This is a genomic window from Holophagales bacterium, from assembly GCA_016699405.1.
In the GTDB taxonomy this organism is placed as follows: domain Bacteria; phylum Acidobacteriota; class Thermoanaerobaculia; order Multivoradales; family JAGPDF01; genus JAAYLR01.
In genome coordinates, this window is the sequence record CP064972.1 from 1,833,532 (window position 1) to 1,856,757 (window position 23,226).

21 protein-coding genes are annotated in these 23,226 nt (G+C 68.6%); 12 read left to right on the forward strand and 9 right to left on the reverse strand.

The features are described from left to right. Positions 1–2: 2 nt before the first annotated feature. Together IPJ17_07710 and IPJ17_07715 are read right to left on the reverse strand one after the other, a co-directional pair. Positions 3–1,277: an MFS transporter gene (locus IPJ17_07710; protein QQR75449.1), complete on the reverse strand. Its 1,275-nt coding sequence runs from the start codon at positions 1,275–1,277 to the stop codon at positions 3–5. A gap of 21 nt (positions 1,278–1,298) precedes the next feature. After that, positions 1,299–1,787: a hemerythrin family protein gene (locus IPJ17_07715; protein QQR75450.1), complete on the reverse strand. Its 489-nt coding sequence runs from the start codon at positions 1,785–1,787 to the stop codon at positions 1,299–1,301. Between the two features lie 296 nt (positions 1,788–2,083). Here IPJ17_07715 and IPJ17_07720 point away from each other — a divergent pair, with 296 nt between their 5' ends. Both IPJ17_07720 and IPJ17_07725 read left to right on the forward strand, forming a co-directional pair. Beyond that, the gene (locus tag IPJ17_07720; protein QQR75451.1) at positions 2,084–2,620 is read left to right on the forward strand and encodes a DUF1003 domain-containing protein; all 537 of its coding nucleotides are present in this window, start codon (positions 2,084–2,086) and stop codon (positions 2,618–2,620) included. A 143-nt stretch (positions 2,621–2,763) separates the two neighbouring features. Continuing rightward, positions 2,764–3,282, forward strand: coding sequence for a 2'-5' RNA ligase family protein (locus IPJ17_07725; protein QQR75452.1), 519 nt, complete (start codon positions 2,764–2,766; stop codon positions 3,280–3,282). A 289-nt stretch (positions 3,283–3,571) separates the two neighbouring features. Here the strand turns inward: IPJ17_07725 and IPJ17_07730 are convergent, their stop codons facing one another. The 3 genes from IPJ17_07730 to IPJ17_07740 all read right to left on the reverse strand — a co-directional run bounded on the left by IPJ17_07730 (position 3,572) and on the right by IPJ17_07740 (position 5,440). Further along, positions 3,572–4,126: a hypothetical protein gene (locus IPJ17_07730; protein QQR75453.1), complete on the reverse strand. Its 555-nt coding sequence runs from the start codon at positions 4,124–4,126 to the stop codon at positions 3,572–3,574. Positions 4,127–4,739: 613 nt separating this feature from the next. After that, positions 4,740–5,165, reverse strand: coding sequence for a type II toxin-antitoxin system VapC family toxin (locus IPJ17_07735; GenBank protein QQR75454.1), 426 nt, complete (start codon positions 5,163–5,165; stop codon positions 4,740–4,742). Next, positions 5,162–5,440 carry a type II toxin-antitoxin system prevent-host-death family antitoxin gene (locus IPJ17_07740; GenBank protein QQR76118.1) on the reverse strand — a complete coding sequence of 93 codons (279 nt, stop codon included), beginning with the start codon at positions 5,438–5,440 and terminating at the stop codon, positions 5,162–5,164. The genes IPJ17_07735 and IPJ17_07740 overlap by 4 nt, the downstream gene beginning before the upstream one ends. Positions 5,441–5,519: 79 nt before the next feature. Between IPJ17_07740 and IPJ17_07745 the strand changes: the two genes are divergently transcribed. Next, entirely contained in the window at positions 5,520–5,972 is a 453-nt protein-coding gene (locus IPJ17_07745; GenBank protein ID QQR75455.1) for a hypothetical protein, read from the forward strand. Between the two features lie 159 nt (positions 5,973–6,131). Here IPJ17_07745 and IPJ17_07750 read toward each other — a convergent pair whose 3' ends face one another. Beyond that, positions 6,132–6,584, reverse strand: coding sequence for a hypothetical protein (locus IPJ17_07750; GenBank protein ID QQR75456.1), 453 nt, complete (start codon positions 6,582–6,584; stop codon positions 6,132–6,134). 602 nt (positions 6,585–7,186) lie between these two features. Here IPJ17_07750 and IPJ17_07755 point away from each other — a divergent pair. From IPJ17_07755 to IPJ17_07775, 5 genes are all read left to right on the forward strand, one after another. Then, positions 7,187–7,771 carry a hypothetical protein gene (locus IPJ17_07755; GenBank protein QQR75457.1) on the forward strand — a complete coding sequence of 195 codons (585 nt, stop codon included), beginning with the start codon at positions 7,187–7,189 and terminating at the stop codon, positions 7,769–7,771. Positions 7,772–8,397: 626 nt separating this feature from the next. Then, positions 8,398–8,766 (forward strand): tyrosine-type recombinase/integrase, encoded by a 369-nt coding sequence (locus IPJ17_07760; GenBank protein QQR75458.1) that lies wholly within the window; start codon positions 8,398–8,400, stop codon positions 8,764–8,766. 235 nt (positions 8,767–9,001) lie between these two features. After that, positions 9,002–9,718 (forward strand): abortive infection family protein, encoded by a 717-nt coding sequence (locus IPJ17_07765; GenBank protein ID QQR76119.1) that lies wholly within the window; start codon positions 9,002–9,004, stop codon positions 9,716–9,718. A 101-nt stretch (positions 9,719–9,819) separates the two neighbouring features. Further along, entirely contained in the window at positions 9,820–10,383 is a 564-nt protein-coding gene (locus tag IPJ17_07770; GenBank protein ID QQR75459.1) for a hypothetical protein, read from the forward strand. A 942-nt stretch (positions 10,384–11,325) separates the two neighbouring features. Next, positions 11,326–11,853, forward strand: coding sequence for a hypothetical protein (locus tag IPJ17_07775; GenBank protein ID QQR75460.1), 528 nt, complete (start codon positions 11,326–11,328; stop codon positions 11,851–11,853). Between the two features lie 310 nt (positions 11,854–12,163). On the opposite strand, the gene serC is transcribed toward IPJ17_07775, so the two are convergent. The 3 genes from serC to IPJ17_07790 are packed head-to-tail and all read right to left on the reverse strand — an operon-like array spanning position 12,164 to position 15,849. After that, on the reverse strand, positions 12,164–13,270 hold the full coding sequence (gene serC / locus IPJ17_07780; GenBank protein QQR75461.1) for a 3-phosphoserine/phosphohydroxythreonine transaminase: 1,107 nt from the start codon (positions 13,268–13,270) through the stop codon (positions 12,164–12,166). Between the two features lie 10 nt (positions 13,271–13,280). After that, entirely contained in the window at positions 13,281–14,594 is a 1,314-nt protein-coding gene (locus tag IPJ17_07785; protein ID QQR75462.1) for a hydroxyacid dehydrogenase, read from the reverse strand. 28 nt (positions 14,595–14,622) lie between these two features. Next, positions 14,623–15,849 carry a DUF1015 domain-containing protein gene (locus IPJ17_07790; GenBank protein QQR75463.1) on the reverse strand — a complete coding sequence of 409 codons (1,227 nt, stop codon included), beginning with the start codon at positions 15,847–15,849 and terminating at the stop codon, positions 14,623–14,625. Between the two features lie 139 nt (positions 15,850–15,988). Between IPJ17_07790 and IPJ17_07795 the strand changes: the two genes are divergently transcribed. The 4 genes from IPJ17_07795 (at position 15,989) to IPJ17_07810 (ending at position 23,214) form a co-directional block, all read left to right on the forward strand. Further along, the gene (locus IPJ17_07795; protein ID QQR75464.1) at positions 15,989–16,849 is read left to right on the forward strand and encodes a hypothetical protein; all 861 of its coding nucleotides are present in this window, start codon (positions 15,989–15,991) and stop codon (positions 16,847–16,849) included. After that, positions 16,846–18,576 carry a hypothetical protein gene (locus IPJ17_07800; GenBank protein QQR75465.1) on the forward strand — a complete coding sequence of 577 codons (1,731 nt, stop codon included), beginning with the start codon at positions 16,846–16,848 and terminating at the stop codon, positions 18,574–18,576. The genes IPJ17_07795 and IPJ17_07800 overlap by 4 nt, the downstream gene beginning before the upstream one ends. Then, a complete protein-coding gene (locus IPJ17_07805) occupies positions 18,573–19,907 on the forward strand; it encodes an NAD(P)-binding domain-containing protein (protein ID QQR75466.1) in 1,335 nt (444 codons plus the stop codon). Before IPJ17_07800 ends, IPJ17_07805 begins: the two co-directional genes overlap by 4 nt. A gap of 67 nt (positions 19,908–19,974) precedes the next feature. Beyond that, positions 19,975–23,214 (forward strand): hypothetical protein, encoded by a 3,240-nt coding sequence (locus tag IPJ17_07810; GenBank protein QQR75467.1) that lies wholly within the window; start codon positions 19,975–19,977, stop codon positions 23,212–23,214. Positions 23,215–23,226: the final 12 nt, after the last annotated feature.

The following is a 23,226-nucleotide window of genomic DNA, read 5'->3' on the forward strand; positions in this document are numbered from 1 at the left end:
GCTCAGTCGGGAAGCGCGCGGCCGCGCGTCTCGGGAACGAGCCCGAGCAGCAGCGCGCCGGCGAGGAAGAACGCCGAGGTGGCGCCGAGAGCGGTGCCGAGGCCGTGGCGCGTGGCGAGCGCGCCGATCACCGTCGGCGCGGCGGCGGAGAGCGCCCGCCCGGCGTTGTACGCGAGCCCCTGGGCGGCGCCGCGCACGGCGGTGGGGAAGAGCTCGGCGAGCAGCGCGCCGAAGACGCTGAAGTAGCCGTGGCCGAAGAAGCCGAGCAGCGGTCCCAGGGCGAGCAGCGCCCAGGGCGTGCGCGCGAGCCCGCCGTAGAGCGGCACGAGCGCGGCGGCAGCGACGAGGAAGACGGCGGCACTCGGCCGCCGGCCGAAGCGGTCGGCGAAGAAGCCGAAGCTCGCGTAGCCGGCGAAGGCACCGAGCTGCATCGGCACGATCCAGACCGCCGAGCGCACCAGCCCGAGCCCGGCGCCACCCTGGTCGACCGGGTTGGCGAGGAAGCTCGGGACCCAGGTGAAGAGGCCCCAGTAGCCGAACATCACCGCCGCCGAGAGGAGGCTCGCGGCGGCGAGGCGGCGCAGCACGGCGGGCGTCCGCAGGGCGGCGAGGACGCTCGCGGTCGACGGCCGGCGCGCGCTCCACGCGGTGGGCTCGGCGACGCGGCGGCGGATCCAGACGGCGAGCAGCGCCGGGGCGACGCCGACGACGAAGAGCGCCCGCCAGCCGAGCGTCGGCAGGATCAGCGCGGCGAGCAGCGCGGCGACGAGGTAGCCGATCGCCCACCCCGCCTGCATGAAGCCGATGGCCTTGCCGCGATGCTCGGCGGGCCAGCTCTCGGCCACCAGCACCGCGCCGGCCGACCACTCGCCACCGAGGCCGAGGCCGAGCAGCGTTCGCCAGGCGAGGAGCTGAAGGACGCTGCCCGACATCGCGGTGCCGAGGGAGGCGAAGGAGTAGACCAGGACGGTCGCCGAGAGGGCTCGCGTGCGCCCGATCCGGTCGGCGAGCGCGCCGAAGAAGACGCCGCCGAACGCCGAGGAGAGGAGCGCCACGGTCGCCAGCAGGCCGGCGGTCGCCTTGTCGAAGCCGAACTCGTGCTGCAGCGCCGGGATCGCCATCAGGTAGAGGGCGAAGTCCATCGCGTCGAGCATCCAGCCGAGCTGCGCGGCGGCGAGCGCGCGGCGTGCGGTGGGCGGCGCGTCGCGCCACCAGGCCGGCAGGAAGGAGCGGGAGGAGAGGGGGGACACGCGACCGGTCTCGGCGGATTGGGCCATCGGCCGGACGCGAGAGGAGGCCTAGGCGAACGACATCGCGTCGGGGTCGGGCGCCGGGATCGCGACCTCGCGCAGCTCGAGGTCGACGCCGCGGATGTGCCGGACCATCCAGGAGGTGAGCTCGCGATGCATCCGCAGGGCGAGCTCGGGCGAGCCGCCGGAGGCGCGGAACTCCTCCTCGAGGGCGATGAAGGTCATCACGAACTGGCAGTGTGCCTTCTTGTTGACCTCGGCCGCAGCGCAGCGATGGCGCTCCATGCACTCCTCCTCGCGCTCGAAGTGCCAGGAGGAGTAGTACTTGAGAAACCCGAGGACGCGCGAGATCTCGGCCGAGCCCTTGCCGTGGGCGATCGCGTCGCCGAGGTCGTTGATGATCTCGATCAGCAGCTTGTGCTGCACGTCGATCGCGCGCACGCCGGTGGCGAACGAGGCATCCCAGGTGACTCGCATCACCTCGGCCCGGATCGTCGTCTCCTCGGCCCCCGTGGCCGAGCGCGCGCGTCGTGGCATTCCCGAGTCTCTCCTTTCGCCGCTCAGTGTAGGTCCAGGCGGGACTGTGCTGCAAGCCGAAGCGACGCGCGGCGTTCCGGCGCGGGCGGGAAGGGCGTCGGCCCGCAGCGGCGGTGCGCGCGGCACCCAGGCTCGGGTTGTCTCGATCGGTGAAAAGAGCGACAGTCCACGGAGCGCTCCGGGAACGCGGGGAGCCGTCCCCGGAGCCCAGGGCTCACCCGCAGCCCTGCGCCAGAGAACCTCGGTTTCGTTCGGCTCCACCGAGCAGCGCACGCCCTTCGACGGAGAACGGCCCCATGACGCGAGCGGAGAACGACGGAGTCACCGGCCAAGAGGCCGAGCAAGGCAGCGACCACTTTCGCTTTCATCGCCCCCACGAGCATCTCTTCCAGGCCTTCGGAAACGACTGGTTTGCGCTGAAGGCAGAGCAGTTCGCGAGGTTCTTCGGGACGCCCGTCTTCCTCGTGTCGCAGACGGCCATCGTGATCGGCTGGATTCTGATCAACCAGTTGGGGCTGACGAAGTTCGACGTCTACCCGTTCATTCTGCTGAACCTGGCCTTCAGCCTGCAGGCCGCGTACGCCGCTCCGCTGATCCTGCTCGCGGCCACGCGGCAGGCCGATCGCGACAAGGCACATGCGGAGGCCGACGCGATGCATCGCGAAGAGCTGGCTCAGGACAGCGTCGAGCGCTCGATGCACGCGGCGCGCCAGACGGAGCTGGTGCTGACGCTCCTGGCGGAGAACACCAAGCTGACCGAGATCATCCGGACGCTGACGACGCGGATCGAGGCGCTGACCGCCGAGGTCCATCACTCCGTCCTGGGCAAGTAGGCTGGCCGAGGACGGACCGCCGCCACGTGCCGAGGCAACGGCGAAGCCGTCGCGTCACGGCCACGAACGATCCGCCCCGGCTCGTCCCGGACCTCCCGCATGCCAAACGCTGCTCCGGTGCCCGACGACCGGGCTCTCCCGCCATGGTGAACAGCCGAATCCAACTCACCCTCTTCGTCGCGGGTCCGGTCGCCGAGCGAATCGAAGCGTATCGGGCGTCGCTGGACCCCGTGCAGTCTCGCCTCATCCCGGCTCACGTCACGCTGTGCCGGGAGGACGAGCTGGACGGGCTGAGCGTGGCTGTCTTGCAGGAGAGGTTGTCGAAACCGCAAGCCCGACCCCTGACCCTCGCGTTCGGGGCGCCGGAGCCGTTCAGCACCCACGGCATCCTCCTGCCATGCATCTCCGGCGACGACGAATTCCACGCCCTGCGGCAGTTGGCCCTGGGCTCCGTTCCAGCTCGGCGTCCGTCGCCGCACCTCACCCTGGCTCACCCCCGAAACCCCAGGGCCGAGGGAAACGATCTCGCCGCGGTCGCCTCACTCCGCGATGGGTTGACGATCCGCTTCGAGTCCGTCTGCCGGATCCGGCAGGAGGGGATGTCGCCCTGGCGGGTGACGGAGCGGTTCGGTCTCCTTGGCGGCGAGGGCAGCGGTCCCTGACGCTTCGCGTCCGGGCTCGCTCGTCTTGTCGAGACGGACGGGCGAGGGGTCCCGATGCCCCTGCACGGCGAAAGGAAGCGCGGCGTCGGTTGGTGGTCGACGATCGAGACGCCGCGCGAGGTGACGTTGCGACGGGAACCCTCGTCCTGGCGTCGGTGGAATCGCCGGAGCCTCTCGGGGCTCTCGTGCAGGTTGCCAACCGGTTCGATGCGACAACGGAGAGAGCAGCGCCGGAGGGAGTTGCCCTCCGTTCGTTCGAGCGCGTCTTTCGGTCAGGGCCGGTGAGGCGCTACGGCTCTTTCGGGAACACGGCTTCCGGCTGGTCGCTCCAGGCCGGGGGATCGATCCTGCCGCCCGCGCTCTTCAGGCTCAGCCGGGTGGCGGGCGGTCGATGCCCCAACCGTTCCGGGATGTACATTCCGTTGGCGGGTACGGCGTTGCCTTCGAGGAGCTGCTGCAAGACCTGAAGCGTCGTCTTCACCGGCTTGGCGAGCGTCGGAGGGCGACTCCAGTGGATCTCCTCCCAGTCCTGGCTGTGGCCGAGCCTCACCGGCGACCCCCAGCCGACGAACTTGAAGTCGCCGGGTGCGCCACGGTGCCAGTACCGGCAGCCAAGCGCGAGACGGGCGAGCGGTGTGTCCGGCGTGGCCGTTGCCGGATCTCCCTGAAGCTCCCAGAGCTCGTAGCAGGCCGTCGTCCAACGGAATTGCCCCTGCACGAACTCCTCGAAGAGGACGAGCTCGAGCGCCGGCCGCGGGTGACTCGGTCCGCTCGAGAGGCGAAACGCGGCCAGGAAGTCGTGAATGCGCGGCACCGACTCGGTGAGCTTGTTGGGTTCTCGCACCGCGACCGCCGGGGCACCCGCGGGCAGGTCGGATTCGGGGCAGAGCCAACCCCGGGATACCGCCTGGGTGGCCAACTTCGTCCAGAGGGAGTCGGCCTTCGCGACGGGAAGAGGCGGAGCCGAACCGCTTGGCGGAGCCACCGTGGCGGGCGTGGGTGTGGCGGCGGCTGGAGGAGCTTCGGATGCGATCTCGCCGCCGTCGTGCGCCCTCGCGGCGAGCTGTCCGCCGTCGCACGCGGAAGGCTCGAACCTGTCGCCACCGATTCCTTCCGCGTCCGCGGCACCGATCGCGAGGAGAGCCGACGCCATGCACGCGCAGACGAGGGTGTGACGTCGACGACGTGCGTTGGAGAACCTCGCCATGGTCAACCTCCTTGCCGGTGGTTGTCTCTTTGCAGCCGACGACGGATCGAGCCCCTCGGCTGAGCTTGCGCCGGTCTCCGCAGACAGGTCAAGGCTCCCAGGCCAGGCGTGGGAGCAGTCGTTCCCGCATGCAAGCCCACGGGATCCGGGCGTTCGAGACCTCTCGTGCGCCCTGTGCGCGGTGGGCGCGCGGCGCAAGCCGAGGGTGGCCCGGTCCGAGTGGGCCGGCGCCCGGGGGCGGCGTTTCCGCTCAGGCCGAAAGCAGTCGGAAGCCCTCGCGACGGGCGGCGTCGGCGAGGCGGTCGTCGAGGGTGACGAAGTCGAGGGTGGCCGGGCGGCGCTCGGCGGCGAGGACGGCGGCGGCGAGCTGCAGCGCGTCGGCGGCGCGCAGCGGATGGACGCGCAGCAGGCGGCGGGCGATCTCGCGCTGCTCGTCGCGCGGGTCGACCTCGATCCAACTCGGGGCGAGCGCATCGAGGCGCGCGAAAGCCTCGTTGGCGTCGGTGGACGAGAGGTCCCCCTGCCGTTCGAGCCGGGCGACGGCCGAGGCGCACTCGACCGGTGTGGTCCACGCGGCGACGACTTCGAGATCCTCGCGATAGAGCGCGAGTAGCCGTGCAGTCGACGCTTCTTCGACCAGCAATGGAACAAGCGCCGAGCTGTCCCAGAACCTCACCGCCCGCTCCGCCGCTCGTCGATCAGCGCGGCGCTCGCCGCGGCACGCCCGCGCGCCCGCGGGGGCGGCGCGGCGAGAATCCCGCGCGGGACCTTGGCGCGCGGCGACCTCACCAGCCCGGCCCGCTCGAGCCGGGCGAGCCGGCCCTCGGTGGCCCCCGGAGCGCCGAGTGGCTCGATCCGGGCGATCGGCACGCCGCGATCCTCGATCACCACGCGGGCACCGGCCCGCACCCGGTCGAGCAGGGCCGAGAGCCCGTTCTTCGCCTCCGAGATGCTCGCTCGCATGATGTGGCTATTCTAGCCTGAATGAACGGGCCTGGAACGCCGATACGGAGGAGGGGTGTCTCGCGGGATGTGGTTGCCGATACCGTGGGGACGAAACGAGGGGCGACTGCCCAAGTCCGCCGCCGGAGTGTGGCCGTGGGAGCGCGAGGGCGGCACCCTGCGCCGCCACGGCGTGCTGCGCTTCGGACGCCTGCTGCGAAACACCCCGCTTCGCCACCTGAACGCGCGGGTCGATCTGGACGGATCCCGAGCCGACGCAGAGCGCGTGCGATTCCAAACCGCCTCCGCCGAAGCGTGCCACTTCTGGGTCGCCGTGCTGCTCACCCCGTTCGTCGTGATCGCGATCGCCGTCGGTCGCTGGTCCGTCGTCGCTGGCTTCCTCCTCGCGCAGCTCCTCGTGAACGTCTTCCCGACCCTCCACCGGCGGTACATTCGCGGCCGGATGGAGCGGGCGATGGCGAGAGTGAGCAGGGCGACGACGGGATCTCGCTCGGTTCCCAGGAGTCCCTTCGATGCTTGACGGGTGGCGGTCGCCTCGCGTCGGAGTGCAATCGACATCCCTGAGCGACGTCGGCTTCCTCTCTGCGCGTCTCTCTTCTCCTCGACTGGGAATGGAACTGTCTTCGCACCAAAGTGGGCCGCCGGCAGAGTCAAACGACGTCTCACCCCTTGGCCATCGCTACGAAGCGGGCCGCAAGCCGGTCGCTCGGAAGTAGAATCCGCGGGCTCCAACCATCGCGAGGATGCACAGGGCCAGGTAGAGAAGCTCCGCAAAGAGCTGAATGCGGTCGAGTCGCTTTCTCCGGGCCTTGTCGAGTCGACTCCTGGCCGCAGCAACGCTTCGACACGCGGTCTTCCGGACCTTTTCCGCGTAGGCACTGGTCGCCAATCCGATCGGGATGACGAGCACACAGAGTTCGAAGGTGCTCATGCGCCGCCAGATGGCCCCGGCAATCAAGAAACAGATGGCCGATGCGGGGAGGGTCGATACCATTCCCCAGTAGGCCGAGGTTCGAGCGTGCGCCTGCCATGCGTTCGACTTACCCCAAGAAGCCTCGCTCCTCAGGTAGGTCGTGGCGATGACATAGGAGGCAATCGATTCGGTGCCTAGCTCGCTACGACGAGTGTCCATTGATCGATCCATGCTCGAGGAGGTCGAAGGGCAATTGTACGCGCCGCGTCCGGAGCTCGAGCGGGTTGGTGCGGCTGGCGTGAAGGGGACGGCGGGTGAGCGCTCGTGGTAATGGCCGAGTCCGGGGTCGGCAGCTGCAATAGGTGCCACCCGATTTCCGAAGCTCCTCTGGCCAGGCTGAACCTCCGCGAGCTCACTACGAAGCTCGAGGAGGGCGCTCCCTTCCCCAGCAACGAGCCTGGACTCATGTCCAAGATTCCAAGACGACTCCGCGGCGTCGCGCCGAGCGGGATATCGGGTGGCACCTCTTCCCGGGGTGGCACCTCTTCCCGGTCCTGCCGCGGCACTCGCGGCCCCGCCGACCACCTTTTTGAAGCGCCGGCGTTATACGGCGCCACACGCCACGTTTGACACACGCCACGTTTGACACACGCCATGCAGCCGCCTACACTGCCCCCAAGTCAACCAGCCATGCGACTTCTCGCCCCCTCGTCGCGTCCTGCCCGCCGGAGTTACACGGCAGAATGTGCCGTGTTTGCAGGTTCGCGTAGGAGGTCGGGGTGGGGTCGAATACAGAGTTGGGCGGACCGGAGAAACGCGCGGTGCCCGTCACCGAATTGCTTACCCGTTTGCGCAATCACTATCTCGATCATCTGCGTTCCGGCATAGCTGAGGCCCGTCGACAAGAGTCCGACGGCCAGCCCGAAGTCCTGCTTGAGATCGGGCAGGGCCGTATTCCGCGTCCCTACTCCTTGTACCGGATCGACCTTCTGGCGGGCACAGCCGAAGACCCCAAACTGACCGACTTCAACCCCGATTCCTACCTCTCTTTCGAGCCGGTCAAATTCGAGGTGGGACGACTTCGCGCTGTTCTTCACCCACTTCACTGGAACGGCGTGGAGTTTCGCGGCATCGGCCTGCCCGCAACATGGGCTCCGCTCCAAGACTGGGTTCTGAACGAAATCGACGTGAACGACGAAAAGCCGCCCGGTCACGACGGCCTTTCCGGTGTCATCCACGGTGTCACTCAACCTGCACTTGCCGTCGACAGCTGGTCCCTCTCAATTGACTTCGGCAGCGCCCCCGTAGGGTCGCTCGTTGGCCTTGTCGAGCTATTGGCTGGTCTTGATGTGCGCGAGTTGGACATCGGTTCTTTCTCGATGATCTCTCCCAACGCAAGCTCCTAAGAGGCTGCGGGAAAACGGTGTTCCGAGGCTGCATTTGGGCACTCGAAGAGCTGTTGAGGCGGCCGAGAGGACCAACGCCCGGCTGGTCTCCCCGCGATCTCGCTCGTCTTGCCGGGCGACTTGGTCTCTGTCTTGTGCCGGTGGGTCACGTCGCGGCCTCCAGTCTTCGCATTCGGCTGAGGTCGTAGGCCCCGAGGGCGAAGAGGAAGCTCCATTGGACGCGAGCTTGGCCTCGGTGTTTCGTCTTTCGTTGCCCGGCGTTGTTCCTGAGCCAAGCCGGCACTCGTTCGATCATCGGCCGTAGCGCTTGGCTGATCTGGTAACCGAGATGCCGAGTCGTTCGCCCGTCGATGGCGCTGCGGCGACCGTTCCGGTTCTGCGACACGTGCGGCGTGACTCCGAGCTGCGGCAGCTCCGCAACGAAGGCTGCCGTGTCGTGACCTTGTCGGCGCCGAGGGTAACGCGCTTCCCACGTCGAAGCGGCTCGATCAACGTGAGAGCTGCGGCTCCTTCCGCGTAGCCATCCGCCCTCGTCAACCTGCCCGCAACGGCCAGTAGTAGTAGGCGCTACCCGATCTCCGAAGCTCTTCTGCCCAGGCTGAACCTCCGCGAGCTCACTACGAAGCTTGAGGAGGGCGCTCCCTTCCCCCGCAAAGAGCCTGGGCTCATGTCCGAGATTCCAAGACGACTCCGGGGCGTCGCGCCGACCGGGAAATCGGGTGGCACCTCGTCCCGGACGGGTCGGAAGGCACCACCTCTACCCGGAACGGATCCAGCGCGCCATCACCGCCGCGGCCCGGCGAACCAGCCTCGCCAAGCGCGTCACCTGCCACACTCTCCGGCACTCCTTCGCCACCCACCTCCTCGAGGCGGGCTACGACATCCGCACCGTTCAGGAGCTCCTGGGGCACCGCCAGGTCACCACCACGATGATCTACACCCACGTCCTCAACCGCGGCGGCCTCGGTGTCCGCAGCCCGATCGACTCCCTCTGACGATTCGGTTTATCCGACCGTTGTCACCAGGATTGCCAATCTCCGCGCAACCATCTACACTGCCTCGAAATACAGCAGCGAAGACACCTGAGGCCGTCGATGACCACGTTCTCCCACTTTGCTTACGCGACGTTGTCACACGGAACGCAAGTTTCGCGGTGGTCGACGAAACGTAGTTAGCCGCCTCGGGAACCGTTTGCATATGCCGCCACTCGCTCGAGCTGAGATCCTTAAGGTGGTGAATCGGTACATCGGGGTAGCGGGCGGGTACCTCGGCGATTTCAGCTACCGCACCCATGCAGAGTTCTATCCCGAGTACTGTGGCCTTGATATCGACCCGAATGCGCTTCCCGGGACCACGCGCGAGAGGTTCGTCACGATTCTGGGAGGTGCCTCGCCTGGCGATCAAGCGCGAATACTGAGGGGAGTGCTAGAGCGCTTTCCGCGTGGCTCCGGTCCAGACACCAGAACAGAGGAGCTCTACGGCGAGATCTCCGGCTGGATTCTCCAGCTTGAGGGCGCATCGCCGATTGAGTCTCCGGCCCCGCGAATCACGTCGGCCGTGGTCGCAAGAGCGATAGGCGACGCGGAGGCGCTTATTCGGTCAAGCGGGGCGACCAGCGGCGTCGATAGGGTCCACACGGCGCTTCACGGTTACTTGCTCGCGGTGTGCACGGCTAACTCGATCTCGTATCCGCCGGATGCCAGTATCACCCAGTTGTTCCGGCTGCTTCGAGACCATCACCCCTCACTCCGGGCGCTTGGGCCGAGACCGCAGGACATCGAGCAGGTGCTCCGCGCTTGCGCGAGCATCATCGACGCGCTGAACCCTGTTCGCAACCGAACGAGCGTCGCCCACCCCAACGAGGTTCTGCTTCCAAGCGAAGAGGCCATGCTCGTCATCAACGTCGCTCGGACGCTTCTTCACTACCTCGATTCGAAGCTCAGTTGAGTCGGCGGCTAACACGTCGTTTCAGCGGACGTCAGGGCTGGCCTTCGGCCATCCCTGCCGCCGCTGAACTCCACATCCGTTAGGCGTCGCCACATTCAGTCGTGTTCTTCGAGCGTCCCCTCCTCAAGTGGCAAGAGGCCCATCGAGACCGTGCCGCCTTCGCATGGAACGACTTGATGCTGCACAAGCGGGCCGTCGTTCGTCTGACGCTCCTCCTAGCCTCGCCGTGGCCGGTCCTCGCGGCGATCGCGTGGTGGCGACTTCACCGATTCGACCCAGCCACCCTAGCGATTGGCCTCCTGACGTCGCTATTCATCATGCTGGTTCTGGTGTCGGCGACGCTCCTCCCGCAAACCGTGAGGCTCTACAAGGACAGAATCGTCGTCGTGTCCAGCCACGGCGCCCGCCCCATTCGCTACTCTCAGATCCGCTCCTGCCATCTCGGGGTTCGCTCTGTCCGTGGTAGGTCACTTCGCATCTTCGAAGTCCACGGAGAGTCCGATCGCCTCGTTCTGCAGATCACCTGCCCGGCCTCCCTCGACGAAACCTCACTTATGAACATCCTCGCAGCTAGGCAGGTCCCGTTCTGGGCGTCTGCAGGTCCCAGCAACATTGCTGGTCGGTCGTGGGGCGCCGCCTTCTATGAGGGAGATTCCGTCAAGTAGTCCCCTCGCCGGGTGAGGTTGTTGTCGTCGTCAGCGACTTCTCCAGTACGAGCCCATGCATCCGACGTGCGGCTGGCCGCTTCCACGTGCGGGCAGGACCTGGTCCTGCCACGACCTTATATCCGTGCGACCTCGAGGGCCGTCACCGAATCCTCTGTTCGCTGCAAGATGCAGCCGAGTGGAAGCGTTGGTGGGAGCTGCCCCATCTAACCCTCAGTTCCCAGAGGAAACCCAGCGGCATCGTGCGGGCAGGTCCACCAGCCGATCGTCCATGGACTCACGGAGTGTGTTTCGGAGTTCGTTGTTGCCCTACCTGAGTCTTTTCTCTCAAGCCGGCTTGAGCTTGGCTTCCGCGGGGATCTCGCCGAAGGTCACGAAGCGCGAGAGTGCGATGAGCAGCTCGCGGGCGAGCGCGACGATGCCCCGGTAATAGGTGCCACCCGAGTTCCGAAGCTCCTCTGGCCAGGCTGAACCTCCGCGAGCTCACTACGAAGCTCGAGGAGGGCGCTCCCTTCCCCAGCAACGAGCCTGGACTCATGTCCAAGATTCCAAGACGACTCCGGGGCGTCGCGCCGAGCGGGAAATCGGGTGGCACCTCTTCCCAGGGCGAAGAACTTGAGCAGTGCCGAGCGGGTCAAGCGTCGTCGCAGTCGCACCTGCCCCGGCCGCGTGGACACGGCCACTTCGAAGACGCTCTTTACCAAGTCCACGGCGATGACGGTACGCCCGATGTCCCGGGTTGTCGTAGTCTCACTCACGGACTCCTCCTTTCCAGGGAGCATGCGCTCATGACTCCGACGACTGTGGCACTCCAGATGCCGACCGAGTCGAGGGAGGAGTCCATCTCATCATTGCAGCGGAAGTCAGGGCTGGCCTGCGGCCGTCCCTGCCGGCGCTGAACTCCATAACCGTCAGGCACCGGTGCCCTCAGATCAGACGTTCATGAAGAAGGTACTCGTGCTCGTCGGCCCGAAAGGCGCTGGCAAGTCCACGATCGGGTACCTCCTCGCGACCGACCTCGGCCTCCACTTCCTGAGCGTCGAGCCGATCTTCCTTGGCGTCCGGGAACAGCTCGGCGCTTCCAACTCGCAGTTCGAGCAGGCAGGCTTTCGGGCCGTCCTCAGCGCCCTTCGCGAAGCCCTCGGCCAGCACGACGTCATCTGTTTCGAGAGTACCGGCGCTTCTGCGTATCTCCCCTGGCTGCTCGATGCACTTCGCCAGGAGGCACGTGTGCTTCTTGTCCGCGTCTTGGCCGCACCCGACCAGTGCCTCACGCGTGTCCATGCTCGCGACGCGTCCGTCCACATCCCTGTCTCTGACGACCAGATCGAGCGCATCAACGCCGTCGCCCAGTCAGTCATGCTGCCGTGGACGGCGGAGCTCGACAACCGTGGACCCCTCGACCGCACGCTCATCGTGTCAACCATCCGGCAGCTCCTCACAGCCACTGCCAGCCCAGCCGGTGCCTGACACGTCGCATCTGGACTCTTCCGGCAAGCACCTATTCAAGAGCCGATGACGGTGGGCAGGACTGCAGTCGTATCCTCGGCCTTCGAGGCGAGCGTGTTGGGCTCCGAGCCTGGATGAAATCCGCGCGCGGGGAGCCAGTCGCGCGCACCGGTCGCGCAGGCCAGAGTAGTTATCAGCAATGACGAGTGGCCTACTGGCTCCGCCCGAACATGCGAGCAAACGCAAGGCGACGCCGGTGGCACACTGCGAAGACGAAAAAGGCACTGGCCAGCTTCGGCCAGTGCCTCGACAGCAGAACCGCTGAAACGGCTTAGCCGTTCTTCCGCTCGAACTCCCGCATGAACTCGACGAGGGTGTCGATGCCCTCTTCGGGGAAGGCGTTGTAGATCGAGGCGCGGAGGCCGCCGACGGAGCGGTGGCCCTTGAGGCCGTCCATTCCGGCGGCCTTGGCCTGCTTGACGAACTCGGCCTCGAGCTCCTCGCTCGGCAGGCGGAAGGTGACGTTCATCGTCGAGCGGCAGGCCTTGTCGGCGTGGCCGCGGTAGTAGCCGGTGCGGTCGATCTCGGCGTAGAGCTTCGCCGCCTTGCGGCCGTTGCGCGCCGCCATGCCGGCGAGGCCGCCGTTCTCGCGCACCCACTTCATCGTCAGGCCGAGGACGTAGATGCCGATGACGCAGGGCGTGTTGTAGAGCGACTTCTCCTTGGCGTGCGTGTTGTAGTTGAACATCGTGTGCAGCGACTCGGGGCTGCGGGCGAGCATGTCCTCGCGCACGATGACCAGCGTCACGCCCGCCGGGCCGAGGTTCTTCTGCGCCCCGGCGTAGATGAGGGCGTACTTGCCGACGTCGATCGGCCGGCAGAACATGTCCGACGAGGTGTCGCAGACCAGCGGCGCGGCGCCGACCGCGGGCTCGGCCATCCACTGCACGCCGTGAATCGTCTCGTTCGACGTGGTGTGGACGTAGGCGGCGCCGGGGGTGAGCTTGATCTCCGCCGGCGTGGGGATGCGCTTGAAGTTCTCGGCCTCGAGGGTCGCGGCGACGTTGACGGTGCCGACGCGCTTGGCTTCCTTCACCGCCTTCTTGCCCCAGGCGCCGGTGACGATGTAGTCGGCGGTGGCTCCGGCCGTCAGCAGGTTCATCGGCACCAGCGAGAACTGCGTGCTGGCGCCGCCCTGGAGGAAGAGGACGTGGTAGTTGGCCGGGATGCCGGCGAGGCTGCGGATCTCGGCCTCGGCGCCCTGGATGATGGCGTCGAAGGTCTTCGAGCGGTGGCTGATCTCGAGAATCGACATGCCGGCGCCGGGCAGCGCGAGCAGGTCGCGTTGCACCTCTTCGAGCACCGGCAGCGGCAGTACCGCGGGACCGGCGCCGAAGTTGAGCACCCGGTGGACGGCAGGCGTGGTCAGGGTGGACATGGCGGACCTCCTACGATTGGGTCGCCAGCGAGCGGGCCAGGTGGTACGAGGCGGCCGGCGCGCCGAGCGGGACGAGCTGGATGTCGAGAATGGCGTCGTTGGCGGCGGCCATGCGCTCGAGGGCCTCGCGCGACGGCTCGCCGGAGAGGTTCATCCGGGCGACGCAGGAGAGCGCGCCGGAGAAGACGATGTTCTCGGTCTCCTCGACGTTGACCTTCTCGGTGGCGAGCGCGGCGAAGACCGAGGAGAGCACGCCGGGGCGATCGCGGTGGCGCACCACGAGGACGTGGGTCGCCTGCGTCTGGCGCGACAGGTTGACGACGTTCAGCACGCGGCCGGTCTCGGTGAACGCCTTGATGATGCGCACCGTCTCGAGGGCGATCGCCTCCTGCGCCTGGTCGGTCGAGGCGCCGATGTGGTGCGTGCCGTAGACGCCGGGCAGCGCGAGCAGCGGCTCGACGAACTCGGCCTCGCCGGTGGCCGGCTCCTTGGCGTAGACGTCGAGGCCGACGCGTAGCTTCTTCTCCCGCACCGCCTCCTCGAGCGCCGCGTAGTCGACCACCTCGCCGCGGGCGGTGTTGATGAAGAACGAGCCCGGCTTCATCCGGTCGAAGACCTTCTTGCCGACGAGGCCGCGCGTCTTGTCGTTGAGCGCCAGGTGGACCGAGAGCACGTCGGCGTGCTCGCCGACCTCCTCGGGCGTGGCGCAGACCCGCACGTTCGGCTCGAGCGGCGAGCCCGAGCTGGGGCGCAGGCGGACGAGCAGCGGCAGGTCGACCGGCAGGCCGCTGCGGTCGGTCTCGACGCCGATCTCGCTCCACACCGCGAGGTTCATGCCGAAGGCCTGGGCGCGCTTGGCCATCTCCTGGCCGATCGAGCCGAAGCCGAGCAGGCCGAGCGTGCGGCCGTGGACGCCGCGCGCCTTGGAGTACTCCTTCTTGTTCCACTTGCCGGCGCGCAGGTCGGCGACGTTGTCGGGGATCCGCCGGTCGAGAGCGAGGATCATCCCGAAGGCGAGCTCGGCCACCGCCACCGAGTTCTTGCCGGGGCAGTTGGCGACGTAGATGCCACGCTCGCAGGCGGCGGTGATGTCGATGTTGTCGTAGCCGGCGCCGGCGCGCACGACGAGCGAGAGACTGCCGGACTCGAGGGCCGGACGCCGGACCTTGGTGGAACGGACGACGAGGACGTCGCAGGCGGTCTCGGCGATCGCCGCGACCAGCGTTTCGTCCTTGAGGTCCGGGTTGTAGACGACTTCGCAGCCGGCGGCGGCGAGGCCGTCGAGACCGCTCTTCTCGAACTTGTCGGCAACCAGAACTTTCATCGCAAACCTCTCCTTGCTCTCGCGCCGGTCAGAACTGGTGCACCAGCAGGCCGTCGCGCAACTTGGGCTCGAACCAGGTGGACTTCGGCGGCATGATGCCGCCCTCGTCGGCGATCGCCATCAGGTCCTCGACGGAGACCGGGACCATGGCGAAGGCGACCGCCATCTCCTCGGAGTCGACGCGCCGCTCGAGCTCGCGCGTGCCGCGGATGCCGCCGACGAAGTCGATCCGCTTGTCGGTGCGCGGATCCTCGATGCCGAGCAGCGGCGTCAGCACCGTCTCCTGGAGGCGGGCGACGTCGAGACCGGCGTAGGTCGACCCGTCGGCGGCCGGCGGCAGCTCGAGGGTGTACCAGCGTCCGGCGAGGTACATGCCGACGAGCCCCTTGCGCGCCGGAATCGGCGGCCCCGGGAGCACCTTGACGTGCTCGGCGAGGCGGGCGAGGAACTCGGCCGGGCCGCTGCCGCGCAGGTCGCGCACCACGCGGTGATAGGGGAGCACCTGCATCTGGTCGTGCGGGAAGGCGACGGCGAGGAAGCGGTTCCAGTCGCCGACCGGTGCGTCGACGCTCGCCCCCTCGTCGCGCAGCTTGGCGCGCGTGCGCGCGGCGGAGGCGGCGCGGTGGTGGCCGTCGGCGATGTACAGGCAGGGGAGACGGTCGAAGCCGGCGACCAGTCGGTGCATCGGCTCGCCGGTGACCTTCCAGACCGTGTGGCGGATGCCGTCCTCGGAGGTGAAGTCGTAGAGCGGCGCGTCGGCGGCGACCTCGGCGGCGACCGCGTCGATCTCGGCGCTCGCCCGATAGGTGAGGAAGACGACGCCGGTCTGCGCGCGCGTCGTGGTGATGTGGCGCGTCCGGTCGTCTTCCTTGTCGCGGCGCGTGCGCTCGTGCTTCTTGATCAGGTCGTTGTCGTACTCGTCGACCGAGTAGCAGGCGGCGAGCCCGGTCTGCGCGTGCGAGCCCATGACGAGCCGATAGAGATAGAGCGACGGCTCGGCTTCGTGGACGAGCGGGGCAGCGGCGGTGATCCCGGCGAGCGCGCTCTTGGCCTTGGCGTAGACCGACGCGTCGTACGGGTCGGTGCCGGCGGGCAGATCGATCTCGGCGCGGGTGACGTGGAGGAAGGAGAGGGGGTTGTCCGCGGCGAGCGCCCGGGCCTCGTCGGTCGAGACCACGTCGTAGGGCACCGAGGAGACCCGCGGGGCGGACTCCTCCGAGGGCCGCAGGGCCCGGAATGGACAGATCTTGGACATGGTCCGATTCTAGTCGGGGGGGCCGTCTCCCGCCCTATGCGGACGGGTGGGACCCCCCGGAAAGGTGGGATTCAGCAACCGCATTGTTGACTAGTTAACTCTCATTTGAGAGGGTCGTGCCTTAGGATCCGCCGCTAACTTGCGACTTCGCCGACTCCTCCTCGCCGCCCTCTACCTCCTCTCTCTTGCCGCCCTCGCTGCGGCCTACGGACACGGGAAGGAGTACTACGCGACGCCGCTCGTCGAGCGTCCGCACCACAATCTCCACTGGGAGCTCAAGCCCGGCGGATCGGTCGGGCGGACCTACGGGGTCGTCGGCGGCGTCCTGATGCTGGCCCTCCTGGGCTACCCGTTGCGCAAACGCTGGCGCCTGCTTCGGCGAGCGGGGCGGATGGCGCTCTGGCTCGACGTCCACATCTACTTCGGCGTCGTCGGTCCGCTGCTCGTGGTCCTGCACACCGCCTTCAAGGTTCAGGGGCTGGTGGCGGTGGCCTTCTGGTCGATGGTCGCGGTGGCCGGCAGCGGGATCTTCGGGCGCTTCCTCTACGGCCAGATCCCGCGATCCGCCGCCGGAGACGAGCTGACGCTCGCCGAGGCGACGGCGCTCGACCGCGAGCTCGCGACCGAGCTCCGGGGGCTCGGCCTCACCGCCGACCAGCTCGCCCGGCTCGATGCGGTCGGTGGCGAGGGCTGGAGCGCCGACGCCGGGACCCTGGCGCTCGTCGCCCGCCTGCCGTTCGAGCCGATCCGCTTCGCCGCCCGGCTGGCGCGATTCCGGCGCGAGTGCCGCGGTGTGCCGCGCGAGCTGCTGGCCCGATTCGCCCGCCTGGCGCGGCAGAAGGCCCTCCTGCGTCGCCGGCTGCTGTTGTGGAGCCGGCTGCACGAGCTCTTCCACTACTGGCACGTCCTGCACAAGCCGTTCGCGGTGCTGATGTACCTGTTCGTCGCCATCCATGTCGGCGTTGCGTGGATGACCGGCTACGCCGGGGGGCTGCCATGACGGGGCGCCACCACTCCCTGGCGCGGCTCGCGCTGGCCGTTGCGCTGGCGGCGCTGGCCTCGCCGCTGCCGGCACAGATCTCGCCCGGGCCGCTCGCGCAGCCGCACGCCGGGCTCGACGGAAGTCGCAACTGCCTCGCCTGCCATCGTGCCGGCAAGGGCGTCGATCCTGTCCTCTGCCTCGACTGCCACCGGGCCCTCGGTGCGCGCCTGGCCGCCGGCAAGGGCCTGCACGCCCGCGCCGGCCACGAGCGCTGCGAGCGCTGCCACAGCGAGCACCAGGGCGCCGAGTTCGCGCTCGTCTTCTGGGGCAAGGCCGGACGCGATGCCTTCGATCACCGCGAGGCGGGTTGGCCGCTCGTCGGCAAGCACACGCAGCTGCGCTGCGCCGAGTGCCATCGCGCCGATCGCGTCGATGCCGCGCTCGTGAAGCTGGAGCCGAAGCTCGACCGGGCGAGGACACTCCTGGGTCAGCCGACCTCCTGCGTCGGCTGTCACCGCGACCCGCACCTCGGGGCGCTCGCGCCGGCGGTGTGCACGGACTGTCATGGGCAGACGAGCTGGAAGCCGGCCGCCGGATTCGACCACGCGCGGACGCGCTATCCGCTGACCGGGGCTCATCTCAAGGCGCCCTGTCTCAAGTGCCACGCCCAACAGACCGGCTCTGCCGCGAGCGCCGAGAAGACGATCGTCCTCTCGCAGTTCAAGGGGCAGCCGTCGCCGGACTGCGCCCGCTGTCACGCCGACGTGCACAAGGGCCGTCTCGGCAGCGACTGTGCGCGCTGCCACACCACCGAGCGCTTCACCGCGGCGGCCGTGCCGGCAGCCGGCTTCGACCACGAGCGCACGAGCTACCCGCTGCGCGGGCTCCACCGCAAGGTCGACTGCGCGAAGTGCCACACCCCCGGGCGGGAGCTCCGCATTCCGAAGTTCGACCGCTGCGAGACCTGCCATCGCGACGTGCATCTCGGGCAGCTCGCCAGGGCCGGCGGCAGCGGAGGTTGCGTGACCTGCCACTCGGTCGACGGCTTCACCCCGGCGCGCTACGGGCCGGAGGAGCACGGACGGAGCGCCTTCCATCTCGAGGCGGCCCACCTGGCGGTGCCCTGCTCGGCGTGCCACCGAACGGTCGCGCCGTCGACCTTGCCGCCGCCGTTGGCGCAGCGCGGCCTCACGCCGGTGGTGCGCTACCGCTTCGCCACGACCGCCTGCCGCGATTGCCACCCGGACCCGCACGGCGGCAAGCTCGATCGCTTTGCCGGGACCGCCGGATGCGCCGCCTGCCACACCCAGACCGCCTGGCGACCGGCGAGCTTCGACCACGAGAAGAGCCGCTATCCGTTGCGCGGCAAACATGTCGCGGTCGCGTGCTCGAAGTGCCACCCGCGGGGAGCCGACGGCAAGGTTGAGTCGATGAAGCTGCGCGATCTCGCGCTCGACTGCGCCGGCTGTCATCGCGACCCGCACGCCGGGCAGCTCGCCCGCGCCGGCGTGACCGCCTGCGAGCGCTGTCACGCGGTCGACGGCTGGAGGCCGGCGACCGGATTCGACCATCAGCGCGACTCGCGCTACCCGATCGACGGCGCACACCGCAAGGTCGCCTGCGCGGCCTGCCATGCGAGCGAGACGATCGGTGCCGACCGGGCGGTGCGTTACAAGCCGCTTCCGGTCGCTTGCGAAGGGTGCCACCAGGGAAAGCGTCCGACCGGAACGGGGACGAGTCGTTGACCGAGGACGTGCTCCTCTGGGCCGCGGCGTTCGTCGTTGCCGCCGCGATCGTCGTTCCCTATGCGATCGCCTTCCACCGGACGCGCCGGCGCGATCGCGAGCGCCTCGTCGAGGCGCGCGGTCTGGGCATCGACAAGCCGCATGCGCAGTTCCCGTTCGTCGACGCCGTCGCCTGCATCGGCTGCGGGAGTTGCGTGCGGGCTTGCCCCGAGGGCGACGTGCTGGGAGTCGTCGGCGGAATCGCGGTGGTGGTCAACGGCATCCGCTGCGTCGGTCATGGGCGCTGTGCCGAAGCCTGCCCGGTCGGCGCGATCGAGGTGGGACTCGGCGACCTGAAGGGTCGACCCGACGTGCCGATCCTCGACCAGCAGGGCGAGACGACGGTTCCCGGCGTCTTCGTGGCCGGCGAGCTCTCGGGCCTGGCCCTGGTGCGCAATGCGGTGGAGCAGGGCGAGCACGTGGTCGATGCCATCGCCCGGCGACTCGCCTCGCGACCCCGGCGGAGCGCGGAGGTCGATTCCGCTCTCCTCGACGTCCTGATCGTCGGCGCCGGTCCGGCCGGGCTCGCGGCGGCGCTGGCGGCGCGCCACCATCGCCTCTCGGCCCTGGTGCTCGACCAGGCGGCGGACCTCGGCGGCACGATCCTGCACTTCCCGCGGCGCAAGCTGGTGCTGACGCGCCCGGTGCCGTTCCCGCTGGGCGGCGGCCTCGATCGCGAGGAGTACAGCAAGGAGGAGCTGCTCGAGCTGCTCGCCGGAGAGATCCGCCGGCACGGTCTCGAGATTCGCTACGGAGCACGGCTCGCGAGGATCGAGAGAGACGGTGACGAGCTCCGCGCGATCACCTCCACCGGCACGTTGCGCGCGCGCCAGGTCGTGCTGTCGCTCGGCCGGCGCGGCACGCCGCGAACGCTCGGCGTGCCGGGCGAGGAGCTGCCGAAGGTGATGTACCAACTGCGCGATGCGGAGACCTACCGCGGACAGCGGCTGCTCGTCGTCGGAGGAGGCGACAGCGCGGTCGAGGCGGCGATCGGCCTCGCTCGCCAGCCGGGGAACCGGGTCACGGTCTCGTACCGCAAGTCGGGGTTCTTCCGCATCAAGCGCAAGAACGAGGACGCGATCGCGGCGCTCATCGCACGCGGCAAGGTGCAGGTGCTCTTCGACTCGCAGGTGACCGCCATCCATCCCGACCAGGTGAGCCTCGAAACCGCCACGGGCTCTTTGCAGCTGGAGAACGACTACGTGTTCGTGCTCATCGGCGGCGACCCGCCCTATGCGCTGCTGCGTGGCATGGGCGTGCGATTCGGCGGCGAGCAGGCGGGGTCGGTGTGATCTGTTTCGCTGTCGATTGTCGAGGTATCTCATCGTGAATCGCCGCTCGATCCAGGAGGATCCGCCAATGTTTCCGAGAGCCAGGGTGCAGGCAGGAGTCGCGGCGCTGGCGGTGATGGCCTTCCTCGGAGCGACGCCGCTCCGCGCGGTCGCGGAGAACCCGCACGGCAATCTCGCGATCGCCTGCACCGATTGCCACTCCACCGAGGCGTGGGTGCCGCTCGTCGCCTCGCCGAGCTTCCGGCATGCCGACACCGGCTTCGTGCTGACCGGCGCGCACGCCACCGCCGCGTGCCGGAAGTGCCATCAGACGCTCGTCTTCTCGCAGGTCGGCACCGCCTGTCAGGACTGCCATCGCGACCCCCATGCCGGCGAGCTCGGAGCGCGCTGCGCGAGCTGCCACGGCACGACCACCTGGGCGAACCAGCGGGCGATGTTCGACCGCCACGGTCGCACCCTCTTCCCGCTGCTCGCGGCGCACTCCCGGCTCGACTGCGAGTCCTGCCACGGTGGGCAGCGCCAGGACCAGTACGCCAGCACCCCGGTCGAGTGCATCGCCTGCCATCGCACCGCTTTCGAGACGGCGACGCCGTCGCATCGCGGCTTCTCGACGGCATGTGCCGACTGCCACGGCAGCATCCCGGAGAACTGGGAGAGCGCGAGCTTCACCCACACCGCGGCCTTCCCGCTCACCGGCGGCCACGCGGGGATCGGCTGCCGCCAATGCCATGTCGGCGGCTTCAGCGCCGTGTCGGCCGACTGCTACTCCTGTCATCGCCGCGACTTCGAGGCGACGCGTGACCCGAACCACGTGGCGGGCGGGTTCTCGACGAACTGCATCACCTGCCACTCGGCGACGACCTGGCAGGGCGCGACGAACTTCAATCACGCCGCGACGGCCTTCCCGCTCGACGGGGCGCACCGCAGCGTCGGATGCACTTCCTGCCACAAGACGAGCTACGCCGGGACGCCGAAGGACTGCTACTCCTGTCATCGCACCAACTTCGAGGGGACGCGCGACCCGAATCACGTGAGCGCCGGATTCGCCACGGCGTGCCAGACCTGCCATACGACGACGGCGTGGCGCCCGGCGCAGAGCTTCGACCACGCAGCCACCGGATTCGTGCTCGACGGCGGGCACCGGTCGGTGGCGTGCGCGAGCTGTCACAAGAGCGGCTACGCCGGCACCTCGCGCGAGTGCTATGCCTGCCATCGCTCGAGCTACGAAGGGACGCGCGATCCCAATCACGTCGCGGGCAGCTTCCCGACGGTCTGCCAGCAGTGTCACTCGACGAGCGCCTGGCGCCCGGCGCAGAACTTCGACCACGCCCGCACCGCCTTCCCGCTCGACGGGGCGCACCGCACGGTCGACTGCTCGAGCTGTCACCGCAACGGCACCTACGCCGGGACACCGAAGGACTGCTACTCGTGCCACCGGTCGAGCTTCGAGGGGACGCGCGATCCGAACCACGTCTCGGGCTCCTTCCCGACGACCTGTCAGCAGTGTCACTCGACGAGCGCCTGGCGCCCGGCGCAGAACTTCGACCACGCCCGCACCGCCTTCCCGCTCGACGGGGCGCACCGCACGGTCGACTGCTCGAGCTGTCACCGCAACGGCACCTACGCCGGGACGCCGAAGGACTGCTACTCGTGCCACCGGTCGAGCTTCGAGGGGACGCGCGATCCGAACCACGTCTCGGGCTCCTTCCCGACGACCTGTCAGCAGTGTCACTCGACGAGCGCCTGGCGCCCGGCGCAGAACTTCGACCACGCCCGCACCGCCTTCCCGCTCAATGGGGCGCACCGCAACGTCGAATGCGCCAGTTGCCACCGCAACGGCACCTACGCCGGGACGCCGAAGGACTGCTACTCCTGTCACCGGTCGACCTACGAGGGGACGCGCAACCCGAACCACGTGCAGCAGGGGATGCCGACGGCCTGCCAGCAGTGCCACACGGAGAGCGCGTGGCAGCCGGCGAACTTCAACCACAGCGCGACGGCGTTCCCGCTGAACGGAGCGCACCGCAACGTGGCGTGCGCGAGCTGCCACCGCAACGGCCAGTACGCCGGGACGCCGAAGGACTGCTACTCCTGTCACCGGTCGACCTACGAGGGGACGCGCAACCCGAACCACGTGCAACAAGGGTTCCCGACGGCATGCCAGCAGTGCCACACGGAAAGCGCGTGGCAGCCGGCGGACTTCAACCACAGCGCGACGGCGTTCCCGCTGAACGGAGCGCACCGCAACGTGGCGTGCGCGAGCTGCCACCGCAACGGCCAGTACGCCGGGACGCCGAAGGACTGCTACTCGTGCCATCGGTCGACCTACGAGGGGACGCGCAACCCGAACCACGTGCAACAAGGGTTCCCGACGGCATGCCAGCAGTGCCACACGGAAAGCGCGTGGCAGCCGGCGAACTTCAACCACAGCGCGACGGCGTTCCCGCTGAACGGAGCGCACCGCAACGTGGCGTGCGCGAGCTGCCACCGCAACGGCCAGTACGCCGGGACGCCGAAGGACTGCTACTCGTGCCATCGGTCGACCTACGAGGGGACGCGCAACCCGAACCACGTGCAACAGGGGTTCCCGACGGCATGCCAGCAGTGCCACACGGAGAGCGCGTGGCAGCCGGCGAACTTCAACCACAGCGCGACGGCGTTCCCGCTGAACGGGGCGCACCGCAACGTGGCGTGCGCGAGCTGCCACCGCAACGGCCAGTACGCCGGGACGCCGAAGGACTGCTACTCGTGCCATCGGTCGACCTACGAGGGGACGCGCAACCCGAACCACGTGCAACAGGGGTTCCCGACGGCGTGCCAGCAGTGCCACACGGAGAGCGCCTGGCAGCCGGCGAACTTCAATCACAATGCCACGGCCTTCCCGCTGACGGGGGCGCACGTCTCGGTGAGCTGCACCGACTGCCATCGCAACGGCGTCTACGCCGGGACGCCCCGCGACTGCTACGCCTGTCACCAGCAGGACTACCAGCAGGCGCAGCCGAACCACGCCTCGGCGGGGTTCCCGACCACCTGCCAGACCTGCCACACCACCACGCGCTGGGAGGGTGCGACGTTCGACCACGACGGTCGCTTCTTCCCCATCTACTCGGGCCGGCACCGCAACGTGTGGAACAACGCCTGCTCGACCTGCCACGTCGCGTCGGGCAACTTCCAGGTCTTCGAGTGCATCCTCTGTCACGAGCACAACCAGTCGTCGATGAACAGCGAGCACCGTGAAGTCAACGGCTACCGTTGGGAAAGCCGCTACTGCTACCAGTGTCACCCGGACGGTCGCGCTGGTGACTGAGCTGCCAGACCT

What these genes read in the sequence shown, in the direction of transcription:
- IPJ17_07710 (QQR75449.1), bottom strand. Translation starts at nt 1,277, where the DNA reads ATGGCCCAATCCGCCGAGACCGGTCGCGTGTCCCCCCTCTCCTCCCGC.
- IPJ17_07715 (QQR75450.1), bottom strand. Translation starts at nt 1,787, where the DNA reads ATGCCACGACGCGCGCGCTCGGCCACGGGGGCCGAGGAGACGACGATC.
- IPJ17_07720 (QQR75451.1), top strand. Translation starts at nt 2,084, where the DNA reads ATGACGCGAGCGGAGAACGACGGAGTCACCGGCCAAGAGGCCGAGCAA.
- IPJ17_07725 (QQR75452.1), top strand. Translation starts at nt 2,764, where the DNA reads ATGGTGAACAGCCGAATCCAACTCACCCTCTTCGTCGCGGGTCCGGTC.
- IPJ17_07745 (QQR75455.1), top strand. Translation starts at nt 5,520, where the DNA reads ATGTGGTTGCCGATACCGTGGGGACGAAACGAGGGGCGACTGCCCAAG.
- IPJ17_07750 (QQR75456.1), bottom strand. Translation starts at nt 6,584, where the DNA reads ATGGACACTCGTCGTAGCGAGCTAGGCACCGAATCGATTGCCTCCTAT.
- IPJ17_07775 (QQR75460.1), top strand. Translation starts at nt 11,326, where the DNA reads ATGAAGAAGGTACTCGTGCTCGTCGGCCCGAAAGGCGCTGGCAAGTCC.
- serC (QQR75461.1), bottom strand. Translation starts at nt 13,270, where the DNA reads ATGTCCACCCTGACCACGCCTGCCGTCCACCGGGTGCTCAACTTCGGC.
- IPJ17_07785 (QQR75462.1), bottom strand. Translation starts at nt 14,594, where the DNA reads ATGAAAGTTCTGGTTGCCGACAAGTTCGAGAAGAGCGGTCTCGACGGC.
- IPJ17_07790 (QQR75463.1), bottom strand. Translation starts at nt 15,849, where the DNA reads ATGTCCAAGATCTGTCCATTCCGGGCCCTGCGGCCCTCGGAGGAGTCC.
- IPJ17_07800 (QQR75465.1), top strand. Translation starts at nt 16,846, where the DNA reads ATGACGGGGCGCCACCACTCCCTGGCGCGGCTCGCGCTGGCCGTTGCG.
- IPJ17_07810 (QQR75467.1), top strand. Translation starts at nt 19,975, where the DNA reads ATGTTTCCGAGAGCCAGGGTGCAGGCAGGAGTCGCGGCGCTGGCGGTG.